The following is a 17,873-nucleotide window of genomic DNA, read 5'->3' as shown; positions in this document are numbered from 1 at the left end:
AGCCTACCGAAGTATGGTGCTGGTTTATTAGCACTGTTTTATGGGGATCCCTCAGCGCCAGGCGGGGTTTTAGGTTTAACGGGCTAATCCTAATCGCGGGATCTCTATCGCCGGACAGCGATCCATCACCACGTTTAGACCGGCGTCTCGGGCGAGAACAGCCGCCTGTTCATTGATTACCCCCAGCTGTAGCCATAGCGTTTTCGCACCGATAGCCACTGCCTCCTGGGCGACGCCCCAGGCCGCTTCTGAGTTACGGAAAACATCGACCATATCCACTTTTTCCGGCACGTCAGCAAGCGTGGCATACCCTTTTTGCCCCAGCAGCGTGGTACCCGCAACCTTAGGGGAAACGGGAATGACGTGATATCCCTGCTCCAGAAGATACTTCATCACCCGATAGCTTGGGCGGTCAGGTTTGTCACTTGCCCCCACCAGGGCGATAGTCCGTGTCGAGGTCAAAATACCTGCGATATCGTTTTCTTTCATCATCATCCTCCAGCTATTTAGCCCAAGTGTATGCTAATCCGGATGAACCCGCATGAGTCATGACCTGCAGATGCGTCAAATTTTTTCATCCCGACGCTTGCAGCAACAGTCACTTCCAGTAATCTGTCTACAGGCCAAAATGTGGAATGAAATGATGGAACTAACAACACGTACCTTGCCAGCACGCAAGCATATTGCGCTGGTTGCTCACGATCACTGTAAAGATATGCTGATGAAGTGGGTCGAGCGCCACCAGCCATTGCTGGCGCAACACACGCTCTCGGCGACAGGAACGACCGGAAATCTGGTGTCACGCGCAACCGGGCTGGAGGTGCATGCGATGCTGAGTGGTCCCATGGGCGGCGACCAGCAGGTGGGTGCGCTGATTTCAGAAGGTAAAATCGATGTATTGATTTTTTTCTGGGATCCGCTAAATGCCGTGCCGCACGACCCGGATGTTAAAGCGTTATTACGTTTGGCGACGGTATGGAATATTCCCGTCGCCACCAATGTCTCAACCGCCGACTTTATTATCCAGTCCCCGCACTTCAGCGACCCCGTTGATATCCTGATCCCTGATTATCAGCGCTACCTTGCAGAGCGTCTGAAATAAGCCCCGCTGGCGGCCACGCCGCCAGCCATCATGGCTTTCTTGCTACCGGCACATCCAGCGCCTCTAGCATTTCAACAAACGGCGAAGGTTGCTCTTTATTAAACAACAGCCATACGCGCAGGCGGGCGCGGGTGATGGCGACATACAGCAAACGCCTCTCTTCGGCATCGGGAAAATCCTCCGGCTGCGGTAAGAGCGCCTGCTCCATAATCGACTCACGCGCCGGTGCAGGAAACGCATCATCCCCCTCCTGAAGGCCAAGAATTATGACGTAATCAGCTTGTTGTCCTTTGCTGGCATGAATAGTCATAAAATCGAGCTGCAGATGCGGCCAGCGCGTGGCGGCTTTCTCCAGCGCCGCCGGCTTCAAATGATGATAGCGCGCTAGCAATAAAATCCGCTGCTCTCGTTTGACATAGCCGCTCATTTTATCAAGCAGATCGTCGAGTTTGTCCTCCGCCAATAACGTCACCGCTTTTTTGTCCCCTGCGACCAGGCTGTTTAGTGGTTTCGTTAACTGGTGCGGATTTTGCTGGATAAACCCGTTGGCTATCTCGCCTATCCGGCTATTAAATCGGTACGTCGTATCCAGCGCACAGCAATCCCCTTCGCCAAAATAGTGATTAAAGGCCGTTGTTAAAGAGAGCTGAGCACCGCTGAAACGGTAGATGGCCTGCCAGTCATCGCCAACGGCAAACAGCGTCGTCTGCGTGTTTTGCCGACGTAACGCGGCGAGTAGGGATGCCCGCTGCGGGGAGATATCCTGAAACTCATCCACCAGAATATGCTTCCACGGGCTGACGAACCGCCCTTTATCCAGAATATTGATCGCCTGATGAATCAGGCCGGAGAAATCGACGGCGTTTTCATCTTTTAACGCCGTTTTCCACGCTTTTAGCAGAGGGGCCATCAGCTTAACGCGCTTGCCAAAAAGGTCGCGTACCTCTTCAGGGGCCCCGGCAATCATCTCAGCCTGCGAGCCGCCATGCATACGCATCAAGCTAACCCAGCGGTCAAGGCGGCTGGCAACACGACGCTGCAGCTTTTTGTCCTGCCAGAAATCCCCTTCAGGGATCTGCCACCCCATTTCCTCCTCCAGCCACAATCGCCAGCCTTTCGCCTGCGCTTTTTTCTCCTGGCACTGCTGCTGCCAGCTCTGTACTAAAAGTTTTTGCCGTGCAGCGCTGTCGCTCTCCAGCTTGCTGATCGTCGGGGCTTTTTTACTGCCCTGCTGGATAATGTGCAGGGCAAGGGAGTGAAAAGTACGCGCAGAGATCTCTTCAGTGCCCAGGCGCTCGCGGATGCGCTCATCCATCTCCTGCGCGGCTTGCCGACCAAACGCCAGTAGCAGAATTTGCTCAGCCGCCGCCTCGCCACGGGTCAATAACCAGCCTGCGCGCGCCACTAACACGGAAGTTTTACCGCTTCCGGCACCCGCCAGAACTAATAACGAACGCTCGCCGTTTACGACTGCGCGTGCCTGAGCCGGATTCAACGGCGATGATTCCACTGCGGCAAAAAATCCGCGGTATTGCTCCAGCATGGATTCCGTAAAAGTTTGGTTATGCTCGAGCCTGGCTTTTTCCGTATTACTCAACCAACTCTGGCATTGCCGCCATAGCTCGCGGCAGTTATCAAAAGCATCAAGACGGACTGTCGGCACTGGTAATCCGCTCAGCGCATGGCGTATTTTGCGCTGAATATCGCTTACCTGCTGACGCGTCAACCATTTACCTTCCGCGCTGCAACGCGCCACTTCCGCCAGCTGCTGGCGAAGTACATCAGCGGCAATATCGCTCATTTCCGCGCTCCACTGCTGCCAGAGCGTGTTCAGATGATGGTAAAAACGCTGGGTTTCACTCCATTCGGTACCGTGCAAACGCACAACTTTCTCGCCCGGTAGGGTAAACTCCAGCTCCCCCCAAACCAGCCCACGCTTGCAATGAATTGATAATAACTGATTGAAAGGTATAAGATATTCATGGCTATCACCGGAAACCTTTACTCCGGCATTAAGAAGTTGCACCCTGTCATAAGGATGCTGAGCCATACGCTTGCCCAATGTTGTCGCTCTAAGTTCCATATAATGTCGAATTTCAATCAGGTTGGATGTTTTTAAGTTTAACCGCCAGCGACCGGGTGCTCCAGCGTAAAAAACGCTACAATGGCCGTGCCTTATTATCCACCGTATTAAGCAGAGGGTTTATGCGTACCGTTCTGAATATTTTAAACTTTATCCTTGGCGGATTCGCCACCACGCTCGGCTGGCTTCTGGCGACGCTGGTCAGCATTGTGCTGATCTTTACCCTGCCTCTCACCCGCTCCTGCTGGGAGATAACAAAACTCTCTCTTTTTCCCTATGGGAATGAGGCCGTTCATGTCGACGAACTCGATCCTCAGGGAAAGAATAGCCTGCTAAACGCGGGTGGGACACTATTGAATATTTTATGGTTTATTTTCTTTGGCTGGTGGCTGTGCCTGATGCATATCTTTTGTGGTATCGCCCAATGCCTGACTATCATTGGCATCACGGTTGGCATCGCCAATTTTAAAATCGCCGCTATTGCTTTATGGCCAGTAGGCCGACGAGTCGTCTCCGTCGAGACCGCTCGCGCCGCGCGTGAAGCCAATGCGCGTCGCCGCTTTCAGTAATTGAATGGAATAGAGAAATGCTCACCCCCCTGCTACGCCGCTATACATGGAACAGTGCCTGGTTATATAACATCAGGATATTTATCGCACTCTGCGGCACGACCGCATTTCCCTGGTGGCTTGGCGAAGTAAAACTCACGATTCCTCTAACACTCGGGGTGGTGGCAGCGGCGCTGACCGACCTTGATGACCGCCTGACAGGACGTCTGCGTAATCTGGCCATTACCCTCGTGTGCTTTTTTATTGCTTCAGCCTCAGTGGAACTCCTTTTTCCCTGGCCGTGGTTATTTGCGGCGGGATTAACCGTTTCAACAATCGGTTTTATTTTGCTCGGCGGCCTGGGCCAACGCTATGCCACCATCGCCTTTGGTGCTTTGTTAATCGCCATCTATACCATGCTGGGCGTTACGCTTTACAGCCACTGGTATCTTCAGCCGCTGTTTTTGCTGGCTGGCGCGGTGTGGTACAACTTACTTACCCTCTCCGGACATCTGATTTTCCCTATCCGTCCTCTTCAGGACAATCTGGCACGCAGCTACGAGCAGTTAGCTCACTATCTGGAGCTTAAATCACGCCTGTTCGATCCGGATATTGAAGATGAAAGCCAGGCTCCGCTGTATGACCTGGCGATAGCCAATGGCCAGCTTGTGGCCACGCTGAATCAGACGAAAGTTTCCCTGCTGACTCGCCTGCGCGGCGATCGCGGGCAGCGCGGAACGCGTCGCACTTTGCAGTATTACTTCGTGGCGCAGGACATCCACGAACGCGCAAGCTCATCGCATATTCAATACCAAACGCTGCGCGATCATTTTCGCTACAGTGACGTGATGTTCCGCTTCCAGCGTATGCTGTCAATGCAGGCGCAGGCCTGCCAGAAACTGTCTCGTGCCATCCTGCTACGCGAACCCTACCTTCATGACACTCACTTTGAGCGCGCTTTTATGCATCTTGACGCCGCGCTCGATCGCGTAAAAGCCAGCGGCGCACCGGCAGAACAGATAAAGGCGTTGGGATTTTTGCTTAATAACTTACGCGCCATTGACGCCCAGCTGGCGACAATTGAATCCGTCCAGACGACTGTACAGTCCAGTCACAACACGGAAAACCTGTTAGCCGACGACCAACCTGGCAGTTTCAGCGATATCTGGCTGCGCCTGCGCAGTAATATGGCCCCAGAGTCAGCTCTGTTTCGCCATGCGGTTCGAATGTCATTAGTCCTGTGCGCAGGTTATGCATTTATCCAGTTAACCGGACTGAACCACGGTTACTGGATATTGCTGACCAGCCTGTTCGTATGCCAGCCAAACTATAACGCCACTCGTCACCGGCTGGCGTTAAGGATAATCGGTACGCTCATCGGCGTAGCGATAGGCCTGCCGGTGCTGCTTCTCGTCCCTTCTGTCGAAGGCCAGCTGCTTTTAATTGTCCTGACCGGCGTGCTGTTCTTCGCGTTCCGTAATGTACAGTACGCCCATGCGACCATGTTCATTACCCTTCTGGTTTTGCTGTGCTTTAACCTCCTGGGGGAAGGTTTTGAAGTCGCCCTACCGCGTATATTTGATACGCTGATCGGCTGCGCTATCGCCTGGGCCGCAGTCAGCTTTATTTGGCCAGACTGGAAATTCCGCAACCTGCCCCGAGTACTTGAACAAGCAATCAATGCCAACTGCCGATATTTAGATGCCATACTCGAGCAATATCATCAGGGGCGCGACAACCGTCTTGCCTATCGTATTGCGCGAAGAGCGGCGCACAGCAGGGACGGTGAGCTGGCATCCGTTGTATCAAACTTATCAACGGAACCCAGAGCGGGCTCGCAAATGCGGGAAACCGCTTTTCGGTTGTTATGCCTGAACCACACTTTTACCAGCTATATCTCCGCCCTGGGCGCACACAGGGAAAAGCTGACAACGCCAGATATCCTGGCGCTGCTGGACGATGCCGTTTGTTATGTTGATGACGCGCTGCACCACTCACCGGCCGATGAACAGCGGGTACAGCAAGCTCTAACAAGCCTGCAAACCCGGATACAGCATCTTGAACCTCGTGCCGATAGCAAAGAGCCGTTAGTGCTTCAACAAATCGGGCTGCTACTGGCGCTGCTGCCAGAGATTTGCCGGCTACAGCGACAGGTTGAGATTCAACCTGAATAGCTCTCACTCTCCCGCATCTGTTCCGTTGCCCACTTCTCAAGCTCCTGACGCTGCTGCGTCGGGAGCGTGGCCGCGTGGACGCCTTCAATAGCCCCCTGTAAGGAATAAAGAATATTCACCGTTAGCGCTTTATTTATTTTTCGTAACCTCAACCAGGCTTCTTTGGCCCCAATCTTACGCAGCATTAATTCATCCGTAATGCCTGAATTAATCAGCTGTAGTTCCATATGAAAACTGATATTTGGCAAATTTTTTAATCTTCCGGAATGTCGCTGCCGATGTTTTTCATGACGCGCGCTCTGTAATGACAGCGCCGATAAATGAAAAAGCATTTTGCTATCCCGCCAAAGTTCCTCATCAATATGATAATACTTCAGCGCGACCAGACGACCATTCTTCTGCATCTTCAACAGCGGGTTTTTATGCGCCACGCGGTACTCCGCGCTCTGCTCGCAAACCCGAAGATAGATTTCTCCCTCAGCCATCATGGCAAACACGGTATTATCTATCGCCAGGCTATAGCCACCAAATAAGGGCCGACAGCTTATTTTTCCTAATGGAGACAAACATGCCCGAAACTGATGGATCCTAAGACATATAAGTTTCTTCATGATTATTCCTTTGTTAATCATGTAAATAAGACATAAATGTGCTAACGGATCCGTTAAAAGAGAAAATAAGTGACTTCTCTTCATGCGGCAACATGAATTATCTGTTCATTTTAATCAGCGTGTTTTTTTGCGAGCCGCTTTCAGAAAATAGTCATTTGATGAAGTTAAACGCGGGAAAGATAAAATGCTTAATTAATATTCATCACAGTAGCGTACAGAGAGCAGGGCATCCCTGTTCGCTCATAGACCGTTAATGCCATCATTTATGAGAAGAATTTAGCCAGCAAGAAAGCGCGACAACCATGAATTCACATTGTGTACGCGCGGACATCCGATGCGACCGGTTCGGGTTCACTCCCGGCGACGTACAAATTTCATCCAGCAACAGAGAAAATAGGGTTGATCTTTCACCCTGCCGCATATACTGTATATGCATACAGTAACCCACAGGCGGGATAGACTATGTTTACATCAGCTCACGCAAATCGTTCACCACTGACTTCTACTTCAGTACGTCGTCGCTCTCATGACGCTGCCGAACAGCCAGCTAATGGGCTGATCAGTGAAATAGTCTATCGAGAAGACCAGCCCATGATGACGCAGCTACTATTGCTTCCTTTATTACAACAGCTTGGGCAGCAATCGCGCTGGCAGCTCTGGCTGACGCCACAACAGAAGCTGAGCCGCGAATGGGTGCAGTCGTCCGGTTTGCCGCTGTCGAAGGTGATGCAGATCAGCCAGCTCTCCCCCGCTAACACCCTGGAATCCATGGTTCGCTCACTGCGCACGGGAAATTATAGCGTCGTTATTGGCTGGCTATCAGAAGAACTGAACATTGAGGAACATGAACGCCTGGTTGCCGCTGCAGAAGAGGGTCACGCGATGGGCTTTATCATGCGTCCGGTAAGAAATACCAATCAGCCAGGCAGACAACTTTCTGGGCTAAAAATTCACTCAAACCTGTATCATTAACCGAGTTTAGGATTAATCCTGGAATTTTTTTTGCCCTGGCGCGAGATGGGCTTTCTTGAACGGCATTTTTGTTAAAATGCTTGTCTGATGCGGCTTCGCGACTTTTTTTGCCTCGATTAAGTTCAACCGTATTGGTTAAACATAGCGTACACAACCCTTTTTTTTCATATGCCTGACGGAGTTCACACTTGTAAGTTTCGAACTAAGTTGTAGACTTTACATCGCCAGGGGTGATCGGCTTACGCTGCATGTATCAGCATAGTTAACAACAAGTCACGCCCCGGGTGAAGGATTTAACCGTGAGGTCTTCTGAACCTTCATGGCGAATTTTGGATGATAATGAGGCGCAAAAAATGAAAAAGACAGCTATCGCGATTGCAGTGGCACTGGCTGGCTTCGCTACCGTAGCGCAGGCCGCTCCGAAAGATAACACCTGGTACGCAGGTGCTAAACTGGGCTGGTCCCAGTATCACGACACCGGTTTCTACGGTAACGGTTTCCAGGGCAACAACGGCCCGACCCGTAACGATCAGCTGGGTGCTGGTGCGTTTGGTGGTTACCAGGTTAACCCGTACCTCGGTTTTGAAATGGGTTACGACTGGCTGGGCCGTATGGCTTACAAAGGCAGCGTTGACAACGGCGCTTTCAAAGCTCAGGGCGTTCAGCTGACTGCTAAACTGGGTTACCCGATCACTGACGATCTGGATATCTATACCCGTCTGGGTGGTATGGTTTGGCGCGCTGACTCCAAAGGTAACTACGCTTCTACCGGCGTTTCCCGTAGCGAACACGACACTGGCGTCTCCCCGGTATTCGCGGGCGGCTTAGAGTGGGCTGTTACTCGTGACATCGCAACCCGTCTGGAATACCAGTGGGTTAACAACATCGGCGACGCTGGCACCGTTGGTACCCGTCCTGATAACGGCATGCTGAGCCTGGGCGTATCCTACCGCTTCGGTCAGGACGACGTTGCTCCGGTTGTAGCTCCGGCGCCGGCTCCGGCTCCAGAAGTGACTACCAAGCACTTCACCCTGAAGTCTGACGTTCTGTTCAACTTCAACAAATCTACTCTGAAACCAGAAGGCCAGCAGGCTCTGGATCAGCTGTACACCCAGCTGAGCAACATGGATCCGAAAGACGGTTCCGCAGTTGTTCTGGGCTACACCGACCGTATCGGTTCTGATGCCTACAACCAGCAGCTGTCTGAGAAACGTGCTCAGTCCGTTGTTGATTACCTGGTATCCAAAGGTATCCCGGCTAGCAAAATCTCTGCTCGCGGTATGGGCGAATCCAACCCGGTTACTGGCAACACCTGTGACAACGTGAAAGCTCGCGCAGCTCTGATCGACTGCCTGGCGCCGGACCGTCGCGTAGAAATCGAAGTTAAAGGCTACAAAGACGTTGTAACTCAGCCGCAGGCTTAAGTTATCTCGTTAATAAAAAACCCCGCGATGCGGGGTTTTTTTTATCTTAAATTCCGCTATCAAAAAGCAGCAGCGCACCGATATATCCCGATGCTTGCATCGCTACTCTTTACCTAACAGTACCTGCAAATCATGCTTCAGGCTGGACATCTTGCTGGCATACTTCTCTTTATGCTCAGCATCCTCAATCAACTGCACAATGGTTTCAGACAGCGTTTTACCCCGTCTTTGCGCCAGACCCGCCAGACGCTGCCAGACCATGAACTCCAGGTCGATAGACTTTTTACGCGTATGCTGATGCTCCGCGTTAAAATGACGCTTACGTCGGGCGCGGATAGTCTGCTTCATGCGGTTCACCAGCGCCGGATTGATATGCTGCTCAATCCAGGTATTCACCAGCACGGGTTCATTTTCGAGCGTCAGTAATAAATCGACGGCGGCTTGCGCAGCGCTGGCTTCAATGTAGCGGGTAATAAGCTCACCTTCCCGGTGCTTTTTTACCAGATAAGTCCATTTCCAGCCGCTTTCAAGATTTTCCAGTTGTTGATATTTCATTGCGATCTCAATGTGACCGTGTAACTCATTTCAGGATATCAGTTTTTTCCTGATGTGCTGAGAATAAATGATCTTTCGTGATGTTGGTAGATTCGTTATCACCGCGACAATCGCAATCCCTCGTGTGCTCGGACGCCGCATAATGTATAATCGCGCGTTTTACATCTGACTAAAAAACAGCGACTTTGACCATTACGAAACTTACCCGAAACGACCTCGCTCCTGATACGGAAAGTTATCAGGCGCTGTTTGCACAAGCCGACTTAGCTCACGCAGAGACATCGCTCTCAGGCGAACTGCAACCCCGACTCTTCTATGGCCTGGAGCAGCTCCTGGTCACTCCAGCCATTTCGCCGTTTATGCTGGTTAAAATTCCGGAAGAGCCGGAGTACCTGCAGTGGCTGGCTAACGAAACCCGTACTTTACACCAACCGGCACAAACGCTCTGTGGCGTTCGCTATCAGGTTGATGGCGGAAAAATCTCGCTCTCCCCGGCGCAAACGGCTGAAGATAATTTCGCCAGCGTTGCGCCGGTTGAAGCTGCGGACTGGATCGAAGCAGAGCAGCTTTTTGGCTGCGTGCGCCAGTTTAATGGTGAAATCACGTTACAACCCGGTCTGGTCCATCGCGCTAACGGCGGGGTATTAATTCTCTCCCTCCGTGCATTACTGGCACAGCCCCTGCTGTGGATGCGGCTGAAAAATATGGTAACCCGCCAGCGTTTTGACTGGTTATCATTCGATGAGTCTCGCCCTCTTCCGGTCAGCATTCCCTCTATGCCCCTGAGTTTGAAAGTTATCCTGGTCGGCGAGCGGGAATCTCTTGCTGATTTTCAGGAGATGGAACCCGAGCTTTCTGCGCAGGCTATCTACAGCGAATATGAAGATAATCTGCAAATCGCTGACGCCGATACGCTGAAGCAGTGGTGCCAGTGGGTCTGGCAAAATGCTCAGCTGCTCGAGCTCCCGGGGCTGTCAGCTAACGCCTGGCCGCTGCTGATCCAGGAAGGTGCGCGTTATACAGGCGATCAGGAAACCTTGCCGCTGTGCGTGCTCTGGATTGCTCGCCAGCTTCGCGAAGCCGCCGCGTTCTGTGAAGGTGAAGAGATTAGCGCTGAAGAGATGCAAACCATGCTGGAGCGTCGTTTGTGGCGCGAAGGCTACCTTGCTGAACGCATCCAGGATGAAATACTGCAGGAGCAAATCCTGATCGAGACCGAAGGCGAATGCGTCGGACAAATCAACGCACTCTCCGTCATTGAGTTTCCGGGCCATCCGCGTGCGTTTGGCGAGCCTTCACGTATTAGCTGCGTCGTACATATCGGCGACGGCGAATTTATTGACGTTGAGCGTAAGGCCGAGCTCGGTGGCAACATTCATGCAAAAGGCATGATGATCATGCAGGCGTTTCTGATGTCCGAGCTGGAGCTCGAACAACAGCTCCCCTTCACCGCCTCCCTGACCTTCGAGCAGTCCTACAGCGAAGTGGATGGCGATAGCGCCTCCATGGCCGAACTGTGCGCGCTGATCAGCTCGCTGGCCAATGTGCCGATTAATCAGAGCATCGCCATTACCGGTTCTGTCGATCAGTTTGGTCGCGTACAGCCGGTTGGCGGGCTTAACGAGAAAATTGAGGGCTTCTTTGCTATTTGCCAGCAGCGTGGGCTGACCGGTAAACAGGGAGTCATCATTCCCTCCGCCAACGTTCGTCACCTGAGCCTGGCGCAGGAACTGCAACAGGCCGTTGCGGATGAGCAGTTCTTTATCTGGGCAGTCGATGACGTGACGGAAGCGCTGCCCATTCTGACCCAGCTACTCTGGGACGGCGAAGGACAAACGTTACGGCAAACCATTCAGGAACGAATTGCGCAGGCGACACAGCAAGAGAGTCGTCATCGCTTTCCGTGGCCGCTACGCTGGTTAGGCGGTTCAGGTTCGAACTGATCGGACTTGTTCAGCGTACACGTGTTAGCTATCCTGCGTCCCGAACTCAAAATAAGGCTTACTGAAAACATGGTAGATAAACGCGAATCCTATACAAAAGAAGACCTTCTTGCCTCTGGTCGTGGTGAACTCTTTGGCGCCAAAGGCCCACAGCTGCCGGCGCCAAGTATGCTGATGATGGACCGCGTCATCAAAATGACCGAAACCGGTGGTAACTATGACAAAGGTTATGTTGAGGCAGAACTCGATATTAACCCGGACCTGTGGTTCTTCGGTTGCCATTTCATTGGTGACCCGGTGATGCCGGGCTGTCTGGGCCTGGATGCCATGTGGCAGCTGGTTGGCTTCTACCTGGGCTGGTTAGGCGGCGAAGGTAAAGGACGTGCATTAGGCGTGGGCGAAGTGAAGCTCACCGGTCAGATACTGCCAACGGCGAAGAAAGTGACCTACCGTATTCACTTCAAACGCGTGATAAACCGTCGTTTGATTATGGGGCTGGCGGATGGAGAAGTGCTGGTTGACGGTCGTTTGATTTACACCGCAACCGATCTGAAAGTGGGCCTGTTCCAGGACACTTCCGCGTTCTGATAAACATCACGCGTTAGAAAAGGCGAAGCCCCCGCGCAGCGGAGGCTTCTTTTTAAAGAGACAGTCAGGCAATTTGTACCCTGTCCTCCATGGCCTCTCGCCAGCCTCCTAGCCAATAAGACCTTTGGTTTAAGGTCTGGTAAGGACACATTTCCTTAGACCTTCCGGTAATACCGGCCTGGTACCCACGCTGATGTGCCCGCTCCAGGCGATCTCGTTTTTGTCTCTTCATGCCTCGTTTCCCTCATACTTTGATCTGGTGGAAAAGAAAACAATGGTCACTAAATACGCAACCACGGTTAACGAATACCGCGAATCGGGGATAGCGTCAATGCGCAAAATTCACGCCATTGTCATATTTGTGAGCTACATGAAACTTCGTTTGTACAAAAACTGTGAACCAGCACAAGTAACAAACTGATGAGACAAATAAAAAAGCCGCTGCGATTTTCACTGTCGCAGCGGCTTTTATTCTTATTAATTTTACTTATGGCAAGCGGTTAATCTCGCTGGCAATCGCCGTCGCTTCCTGGGTCCAGGCCTGCGCGAGCGTTTTCACCATCGCGTCGTAACCATCCTCTTGTTGCTTAAGCTCAATATGGAACGGCCGCTTAATCAGCTGCCCCTGATGCTTCAGCAGCCACTCGCCGCTAACGATGACCCGGCCATCGTAACGGCCGTGAAAACCGCTGACGGACACGTTCAGCGTATCCTGCTCGCTCCCCAGCGGTTGAGAGGCAACCACCCAACCCGGAAGCTGGTTGCTAAGGTTCGCCACCAGCGTCGTTTTCAGCTGCTGATCGAGCGGGCTCGCCCACAAATTGTTATTCGCAATCACATACTGAACATCGGTGGTCTGGTAGACCACCCCGTTACCGGCAAGATAATCCGGAATGCTCACCTGCTCGACCCAAAGCAAGTTTTTGCTTTGGTGGGCGGCGCTTTGCGCGCCACCCTGCGCCACGGGAAGCTGATAGTAAGTTTTACTCTCACCGCCGCTGCTGCATGCCGTCAGCGCGCATACCGCCGCCGCTATTAGCCATTTCTTCATTATTTCGCTCCCTTCGGCTGCGGATCTTTTTTATCCTTCGCCTCAAATACCAGCGCATTGCTCTTATCATTGAGCGTTTTCAGTACCGGCTGCAGTTCACGAAGAACCTGATCGAGACGCTGCATATCCGCAACCATCTTATTGTATGCCGCAGATCCCGGCTGGAAGCCCTGCATACTACGATTAAGCTCGCGCAACGTATTCTGCATATCGCCCGGTAGCTGCTGCATCGACTGACTTGACGTTATCTTGTTCAGACTGTCCAGCGTCGCCTGTACGTGCTGCATCGTTTTTTCACTTTGCGCCAGCGTACTGGTTGCCTGCTCCAGCAGCGGGTTAATTGGCAGATTGTTAATTTTATCCAGCGCGTCCATCAGGCGCTGCTGGATCTGCGCCAGGCCACCGCTCACGGTTGGAATAATCGGATAACCGCCAAACTCCTGCATCTTGCCGCGCGGAGGGGCTTTCGGGTAGAAGTCGAGATCGATATACAGCGCCCCGGTGACCAGGTTTCCGGTTTTAAGCGAACCGCGCAGCCCGCGATTCATTAGATCATCGATATGCTTACGAATGTCAGGATCGGCGCCTAACTGATTGATCAGACGTTCCGGTTCAATCCGTACTTCTACCGGGATACGGTAATCGTCGTTGATGTTCTGCTTCAGGCCTGGGATAAAGAACGGCACCTTGCCGACGGTCCCCAGACGGATACCGCGGAATTCAACCGGCGCGCCGGGCTGCAAACCGCGAATCGAATCTTTAAAGAACATCACGTAGTCAATATGCTGGGTAAACACCGAATCCTGGATGCTGCGTTGATCGTCAAACAGATGATATTCTGTTTTATTCGCCACCGGTTCACCTAACGGTAGCCCTTCGGGAATATCAAAGCTGACGCCGCCGCCAAACAGCGTCGACAGCGATCCCATCTCAACGCGCATACCCGCAGCAGTCAGATCCACCGCAATACCGCTATCTTTCCAGAAGCGCACGTTATTGGTGACCAGCCGATCGTTAGGCGCGCTAATAAACAGCTGATAGGTAATATTGCGTTTTTGCGCATCGAAGGTGCTGGTTTCAACTGAACCTACGCGGTAGCCGCGGAAAAGCACCGGATCGCCGGGTGAAAGCTGCCCCGCTTTGCTGCTTTCCAGCAGAATGCGAATACCTTTAGCATCAGGGGAGGCCAGCGGCGGTGAATCCAGCAGCGGATACTGCGCAGGAACAGAGCCTTTGCTTCCCGGCTGCAGTTCGATATAGGCGCCGGATAACAGCGTTCCCAGACCGCTAATCCCTTCACGGCCGACCTGCGGTTTAACCACCCAAAAAACCGAATCCTGATGCAGCAGTTTTTCCATACCTGAATTCAGCCGCGCTTTAATCTCCACGTGGGTCAGGTCGTCCGTCAGCGTCGCGCTTTCAATCACGCCGACGTCAACGCTGCGGCTTTTTATCCGGGTTTTGCCCCCTTCAATACCTTCTGCGTTAGTGGTTATCAGGGTCACTTCCGGCCCCTGGTGGCTATAGTGATAAAAGAGAATCCATGCGCCAATCAGCGCCGTGACTATCGGGAAGATCCACACCGGTGACCAGTTCTTCACCTTTTGCACTTTCGCTTCTCCGCTCTTATTTTCCATGCTGCAGTCTTTCCTCATGGCTTGAATCTGGCTCACGATCCCACAATAAACGCGGGTCAAAGGTCATGGCCGAAAACATTGTCATTACTACGACCAGCGCAAACATCACTGCTCCTATCGCCGGATAGATATTCATTAATCCACCGATGCGAACCAGAGCGGAGAGGACTGCGATAACAAACACATCAATCATTGACCAGCGGCCAACAAACTCGACGACTTCATAAATCAGATGCATGCGCTCCGAGTCGCGCGCTCCCTTGCCGCTGGCGTTCCAGCATAGCCAGCCAATGGCGATCATTTTTAACGTCGGCACCATAATACTGGCAATAAAGATCACCATCGCCACCGGATACGATCCTTCGCTCCACAGCAGGATCACCCCCGCCATAATCGTGGAAGGCATTTTATCGCCCAGCAGGTCGGTAATCATGATTGGCAGAATATTGGCGGGCATATAGAGGATCAGCGAAGTCACCAACAGCGCAAGCGTCCACTGCAGGCTGTTTTTACGCCGGGCGGTTCCCCTTGTCCGACAGCGCGGACAAACGGCCTCATCGACGGGCAAAACCGCCGTGCAGCATGAGCACGAGCGTAGCCCCTGACGCAGGCCGGAGACGCCGACTTTCAGCGGCTGTGTAATCGCCGGCATTGGTGCAATATCATCCCATAACCAGCGGCGATCCACGCACTGGAACGTCCTCAGCTGTAACAGGCAGAACATACACCAGGGAACGAAGCTCAGGCCGATGCCGATATCGCCGTAGGCCATCAGCTTAACGAAACTGACCAGCACCCCGGCGAGAAAGATTTCCGCCATCCCCCAGGTTTTAAGGTGAAACAGGATCCGCGCCAGAAACGCCTTTAGCCCGGAAGGCATGCTCACCCGATTGACCAGCAGCAGTATGGTGACCAGGCAGAAAGCCGGCACCAGCTGGACGAAAAGTAAAAAGAAGGTACCGAGGCTGGCGTAATCCTCGCTAAACAGCACGTTCGGAATTTCCAGCAGCTCGATTTCGCTGCTGATCCCTCCAACCTTCATATAGATGAAGGGGAACAGATTGGCCAGCAGCAGCATGAACAACGCGACCAGCGCGTAGGCTGTGGGACGCTGCCGGGGCGCGTCCCATGACGTTGTCAATGTCGTTCCGCAACGCGGACACGTAGCTTTCTGGCGATGCTCCAGCTGCGGCAAAGCCACCAGCAGATCACATTGTCGACACAGGATATGCCGCGCAGCATGATGATGATCGCACATGAAAACTCCTCAGCTTATGCGCCGTTTTTTAAACCTTCGAGATATTCCCAGCGTTCGAAGGCGGTTTCCAGCGCCTGCTCCGCTTCACTCAGCTGTGCGAGCACCTGCTGCGTATGGTCATGCGACTGACCAAAGAAAGAAGGGTCGGCAACCTGCTCCTGCAAATTCTGCAGCTGGGCTTCCAGTTCTTCCAGTTTTTGCGGCAGCTGTTCCAGCTCGCGCTGCAGGTTATAGCTTAGTTTGCTGGCAGCGCGTTTGACACTTTCTGCTTTCGGTTGAGCAACTTCAACTGTCTTTTTAGAAACCGGCTGTTTTTTCGCCAGATACTGCGCCTGCTGACCGCGTGCGTCATGATAGCCGCCCACGTATTGGCCAATTTGCCCCGCGCCTTCGAAGATCCAACACTCCGTTACCGTGTTATCCACAAACTGACGGTCGTGGCTAACCAGCATCACGGTTCCCTGATAACCGTCGACAAGCTCTTCCAGCAGCTCCAGGGTTTCGACATCCAGATCGTTTGTCGGTTCATCGAGTATCAACAGGTTGCTGGGCTTGAGGAACAGGCGCGCCAGCAGCAGGCGGTTACGCTCCCCGCCCGACAGTGCCCGCACCGGCGTCATCGCGCGTTTCGGATGGAACATAAAGTCCTGCAGATAGCCCAGGACGTGGCGCGGCTTGCCGTTCACCATCACTTCCTGTTTACCTTCCGCGAGGTTGTCCATCACCGTTTTATCCGGATCAAGTTCCGCGCGGTGCTGGTCGAAGTAAGCCACTTCCAGCTTGGTACCCACATGAATACGTCCGCTATCCGCCTGCAGCTGACCGAGCATCAGCTTCAGCAGCGTAGTTTTGCCGCAGCCGTTCGGGCCAATCAGCGCAATTTTGTCACCGCGCTGGATTTGGGCGGTGAAGTCTTTAACCAGCACCTTGCCATCAACCTGGTAGTTGACGTTCTCCATTTCGAACACAATCTTGCCCGAACGCGCGGCCTCTTCCACCTGCATCTTCGCGCTGCCCATCACTTCACGGCGCTCACCGCGCTCGCGGCGCATGGCTTTCAACGCCCGCACGCGCCCTTCGTTACGGGTGCGACGCGCTTTGATCCCCTGACGGATCCACACTTCTTCCTGCGCCAGCTTGCGATCGAACTCCGCGTTCTGTAACTCTTCCACGCGCAGCGCTTCTTCTTTATCCAGCAGATATTGATCGTAGTTCCCCGGATAGGTCACCAGCTTACCGCGATCGAGATCGACAATTCGCGTCGCCATGTTGCGAATAAAGGAACGGTCGTGCGAAATAAAAATAATGGTGCCTTTGAACATCTTCAGGAAACCTTCCAGCCAGTCGATAGTTTCAATATCGAGGTGGTTGGTCGGTTCATCGAGCAGCAGCACGCGCGGCCCGCTGACCAGCGCGCGGCCGAGGGCCGCTTTACGCAGCCAGCCGCCGGACAGCGAGGAAAGCTCGGCGTTAGGATCCAGATTCAGCTGTTCCAGCACTTCATTAATGCGGCTATCGAGCTGCCACAGCCCTAAATTATCCAGTTGTTCCTGAAGGCGCGCCAGTTCGTTCAGATTCTTGTCGCTCGGGTCGGTCATCACCAGCTGCGAAACATCGTGATAACCCTTGAGGTATGCCGCTTGTTCAGCAATACCTTCCGCCACAAAGTCATAGACGGTTCCGGTAACATTACGCGGCGGATCCTGCTGTAGACGCGCCACAACCAGATCCAGTTCATAGATAATGCGCCCGTCATCAAGACCCTGTTCACGATTGAGGATCTTCATCAGGGTCGATTTACCCGCACCGTTGCGCCCTACCAGGCAGACGCGTTCGTTATCTTCGATATGCAGTTCAGCATTATCCAGCAGCGGCGCATCGCTGAAAGAGAGCCAGGCGCCGTGCATACTAATTAAAGACATTCTTT

Annotated in this window: 16 protein-coding genes; 7 read left to right on the top strand and 9 right to left on the bottom strand. The window is 53.0% G+C overall.

Features of this window, described 5'->3' with window-relative positions; translation table 11 throughout:
- Positions 1-75 precede the first annotated feature (75 nt).
- Entirely contained in the window at positions 76-489 is a 414-nt protein-coding gene (locus tag SIK97_RS17495; RefSeq protein WP_014228669.1) for a CoA-binding protein, read from the bottom strand.
- A gap of 154 nt (positions 490-643) precedes the next feature.
- Here SIK97_RS17495 and mgsA point away from each other — a divergent pair, with 154 nt between their 5' ends.
- On the top strand, positions 644-1,102 hold the full coding sequence (gene mgsA / locus SIK97_RS17490) for a methylglyoxal synthase (protein ID WP_014228668.1): 459 nt from the start codon (positions 644-646) through the stop codon (positions 1,100-1,102).
- A gap of 28 nt (positions 1,103-1,130) precedes the next feature.
- On the opposite strand, the gene helD is transcribed toward mgsA, so the two are convergent.
- Positions 1,131-3,185 (bottom strand): DNA helicase IV, encoded by a 2,055-nt coding sequence (helD, locus tag SIK97_RS17485; RefSeq protein ID WP_049079886.1) that lies wholly within the window; start codon positions 3,183-3,185, stop codon positions 1,131-1,133.
- 122 nt (positions 3,186-3,307) lie between these two features.
- On the opposite strand from helD, the gene SIK97_RS17480 reads away from it, so the two are divergent.
- Complete coding sequence (locus SIK97_RS17480) at positions 3,308-3,754, top strand: YccF domain-containing protein (RefSeq protein ID WP_057174223.1); 447 nt, start codon at positions 3,308-3,310, stop codon at positions 3,752-3,754.
- 17 nt (positions 3,755-3,771) lie between these two features.
- Positions 3,772-5,907, top strand: a complete 2,136-nt coding sequence (gene yccS, locus SIK97_RS17475) for a YccS family putative transporter (RefSeq protein ID WP_032749744.1) — start codon at positions 3,772-3,774, stop codon at positions 5,905-5,907.
- On the opposite strand, the gene SIK97_RS17470 is transcribed toward yccS, so the two are convergent.
- A complete protein-coding gene (locus SIK97_RS17470; RefSeq protein WP_046878167.1) occupies positions 5,895-6,518 on the bottom strand; it encodes a TfoX/Sxy family DNA transformation protein in 624 nt (207 codons plus the stop codon). The genes yccS and SIK97_RS17470 overlap by 13 nt on opposite strands.
- A 462-nt stretch (positions 6,519-6,980) precedes the next feature.
- Here SIK97_RS17470 and sulA point away from each other — a divergent pair, with 462 nt between their 5' ends.
- Both sulA and ompA read left to right on the top strand, forming a co-directional pair.
- On the top strand, positions 6,981-7,490 hold the full coding sequence (gene sulA, locus SIK97_RS17465) for an SOS-induced cell division inhibitor SulA (RefSeq protein ID WP_032749745.1): 510 nt from the start codon (positions 6,981-6,983) through the stop codon (positions 7,488-7,490).
- 353 nt (positions 7,491-7,843) lie between these two features.
- Complete coding sequence (gene ompA, locus SIK97_RS17460; protein ID WP_004849520.1) at positions 7,844-8,914, top strand: porin OmpA; 1,071 nt, start codon at positions 7,844-7,846, stop codon at positions 8,912-8,914.
- A 102-nt stretch (positions 8,915-9,016) separates the two neighbouring features.
- On the opposite strand, the gene matP is transcribed toward ompA, so the two are convergent.
- The gene (gene matP, locus SIK97_RS17455) at positions 9,017-9,469 is read right to left on the bottom strand and encodes a macrodomain Ter protein MatP (protein WP_014228663.1); all 453 of its coding nucleotides are present in this window, start codon (positions 9,467-9,469) and stop codon (positions 9,017-9,019) included.
- A 185-nt stretch (positions 9,470-9,654) separates the two neighbouring features.
- Between matP and SIK97_RS17450 the strand changes: the two genes are divergently transcribed.
- Complete coding sequence (locus SIK97_RS17450) at positions 9,655-11,412, top strand: AAA family ATPase (RefSeq protein ID WP_032749746.1); 1,758 nt, start codon at positions 9,655-9,657, stop codon at positions 11,410-11,412.
- 69 nt (positions 11,413-11,481) lie between these two features.
- Positions 11,482-12,000 carry a bifunctional 3-hydroxydecanoyl-ACP dehydratase/trans-2-decenoyl-ACP isomerase gene (fabA, locus tag SIK97_RS17445; RefSeq protein ID WP_004849514.1) on the top strand — a complete coding sequence of 173 codons (519 nt, stop codon included), beginning with the start codon at positions 11,482-11,484 and terminating at the stop codon, positions 11,998-12,000.
- 64 nt (positions 12,001-12,064) lie between these two features.
- Here fabA and rmf read toward each other — a convergent pair whose 3' ends face one another.
- From rmf to SIK97_RS17420, 5 genes are all read right to left on the bottom strand, one after another.
- Complete coding sequence (rmf, locus tag SIK97_RS17440) at positions 12,065-12,232, bottom strand: ribosome modulation factor (RefSeq protein ID WP_004100764.1); 168 nt, start codon at positions 12,230-12,232, stop codon at positions 12,065-12,067.
- 255 nt (positions 12,233-12,487) lie between these two features.
- The gene (gene pqiC, locus SIK97_RS17435) at positions 12,488-13,051 is read right to left on the bottom strand and encodes a membrane integrity-associated transporter subunit PqiC (protein WP_004849513.1); all 564 of its coding nucleotides are present in this window, start codon (positions 13,049-13,051) and stop codon (positions 12,488-12,490) included.
- Complete coding sequence (pqiB, locus tag SIK97_RS17430) at positions 13,051-14,688, bottom strand: intermembrane transport protein PqiB (protein WP_014228660.1); 1,638 nt, start codon at positions 14,686-14,688, stop codon at positions 13,051-13,053. Before pqiB ends, pqiC begins: the two co-directional genes overlap by 1 nt.
- Positions 14,678-15,946, bottom strand: coding sequence for a membrane integrity-associated transporter subunit PqiA (pqiA, locus tag SIK97_RS17425; RefSeq protein ID WP_014228659.1), 1,269 nt, complete (start codon positions 15,944-15,946; stop codon positions 14,678-14,680). Before pqiA ends, pqiB begins: the two co-directional genes overlap by 11 nt.
- Before the next feature lie 14 nt (positions 15,947-15,960).
- The gene (locus SIK97_RS17420) at positions 15,961-17,868 is read right to left on the bottom strand and encodes an ABC transporter ATP-binding protein (RefSeq protein WP_004849507.1); all 1,908 of its coding nucleotides are present in this window, start codon (positions 17,866-17,868) and stop codon (positions 15,961-15,963) included.
- Between the last annotated feature and the right edge of the window lie 5 nt (positions 17,869-17,873).

This window comes from Klebsiella sp. JN_Kp126 (assembly GCF_033843325.1).
GTDB lineage: Bacteria > Pseudomonadota > Gammaproteobacteria > Enterobacterales > Enterobacteriaceae > Klebsiella > Klebsiella michiganensis.
The sequence above is the reverse complement of the archived record's forward strand: the minus strand, read 5'-3'. Positions and strand labels throughout refer to the sequence as shown.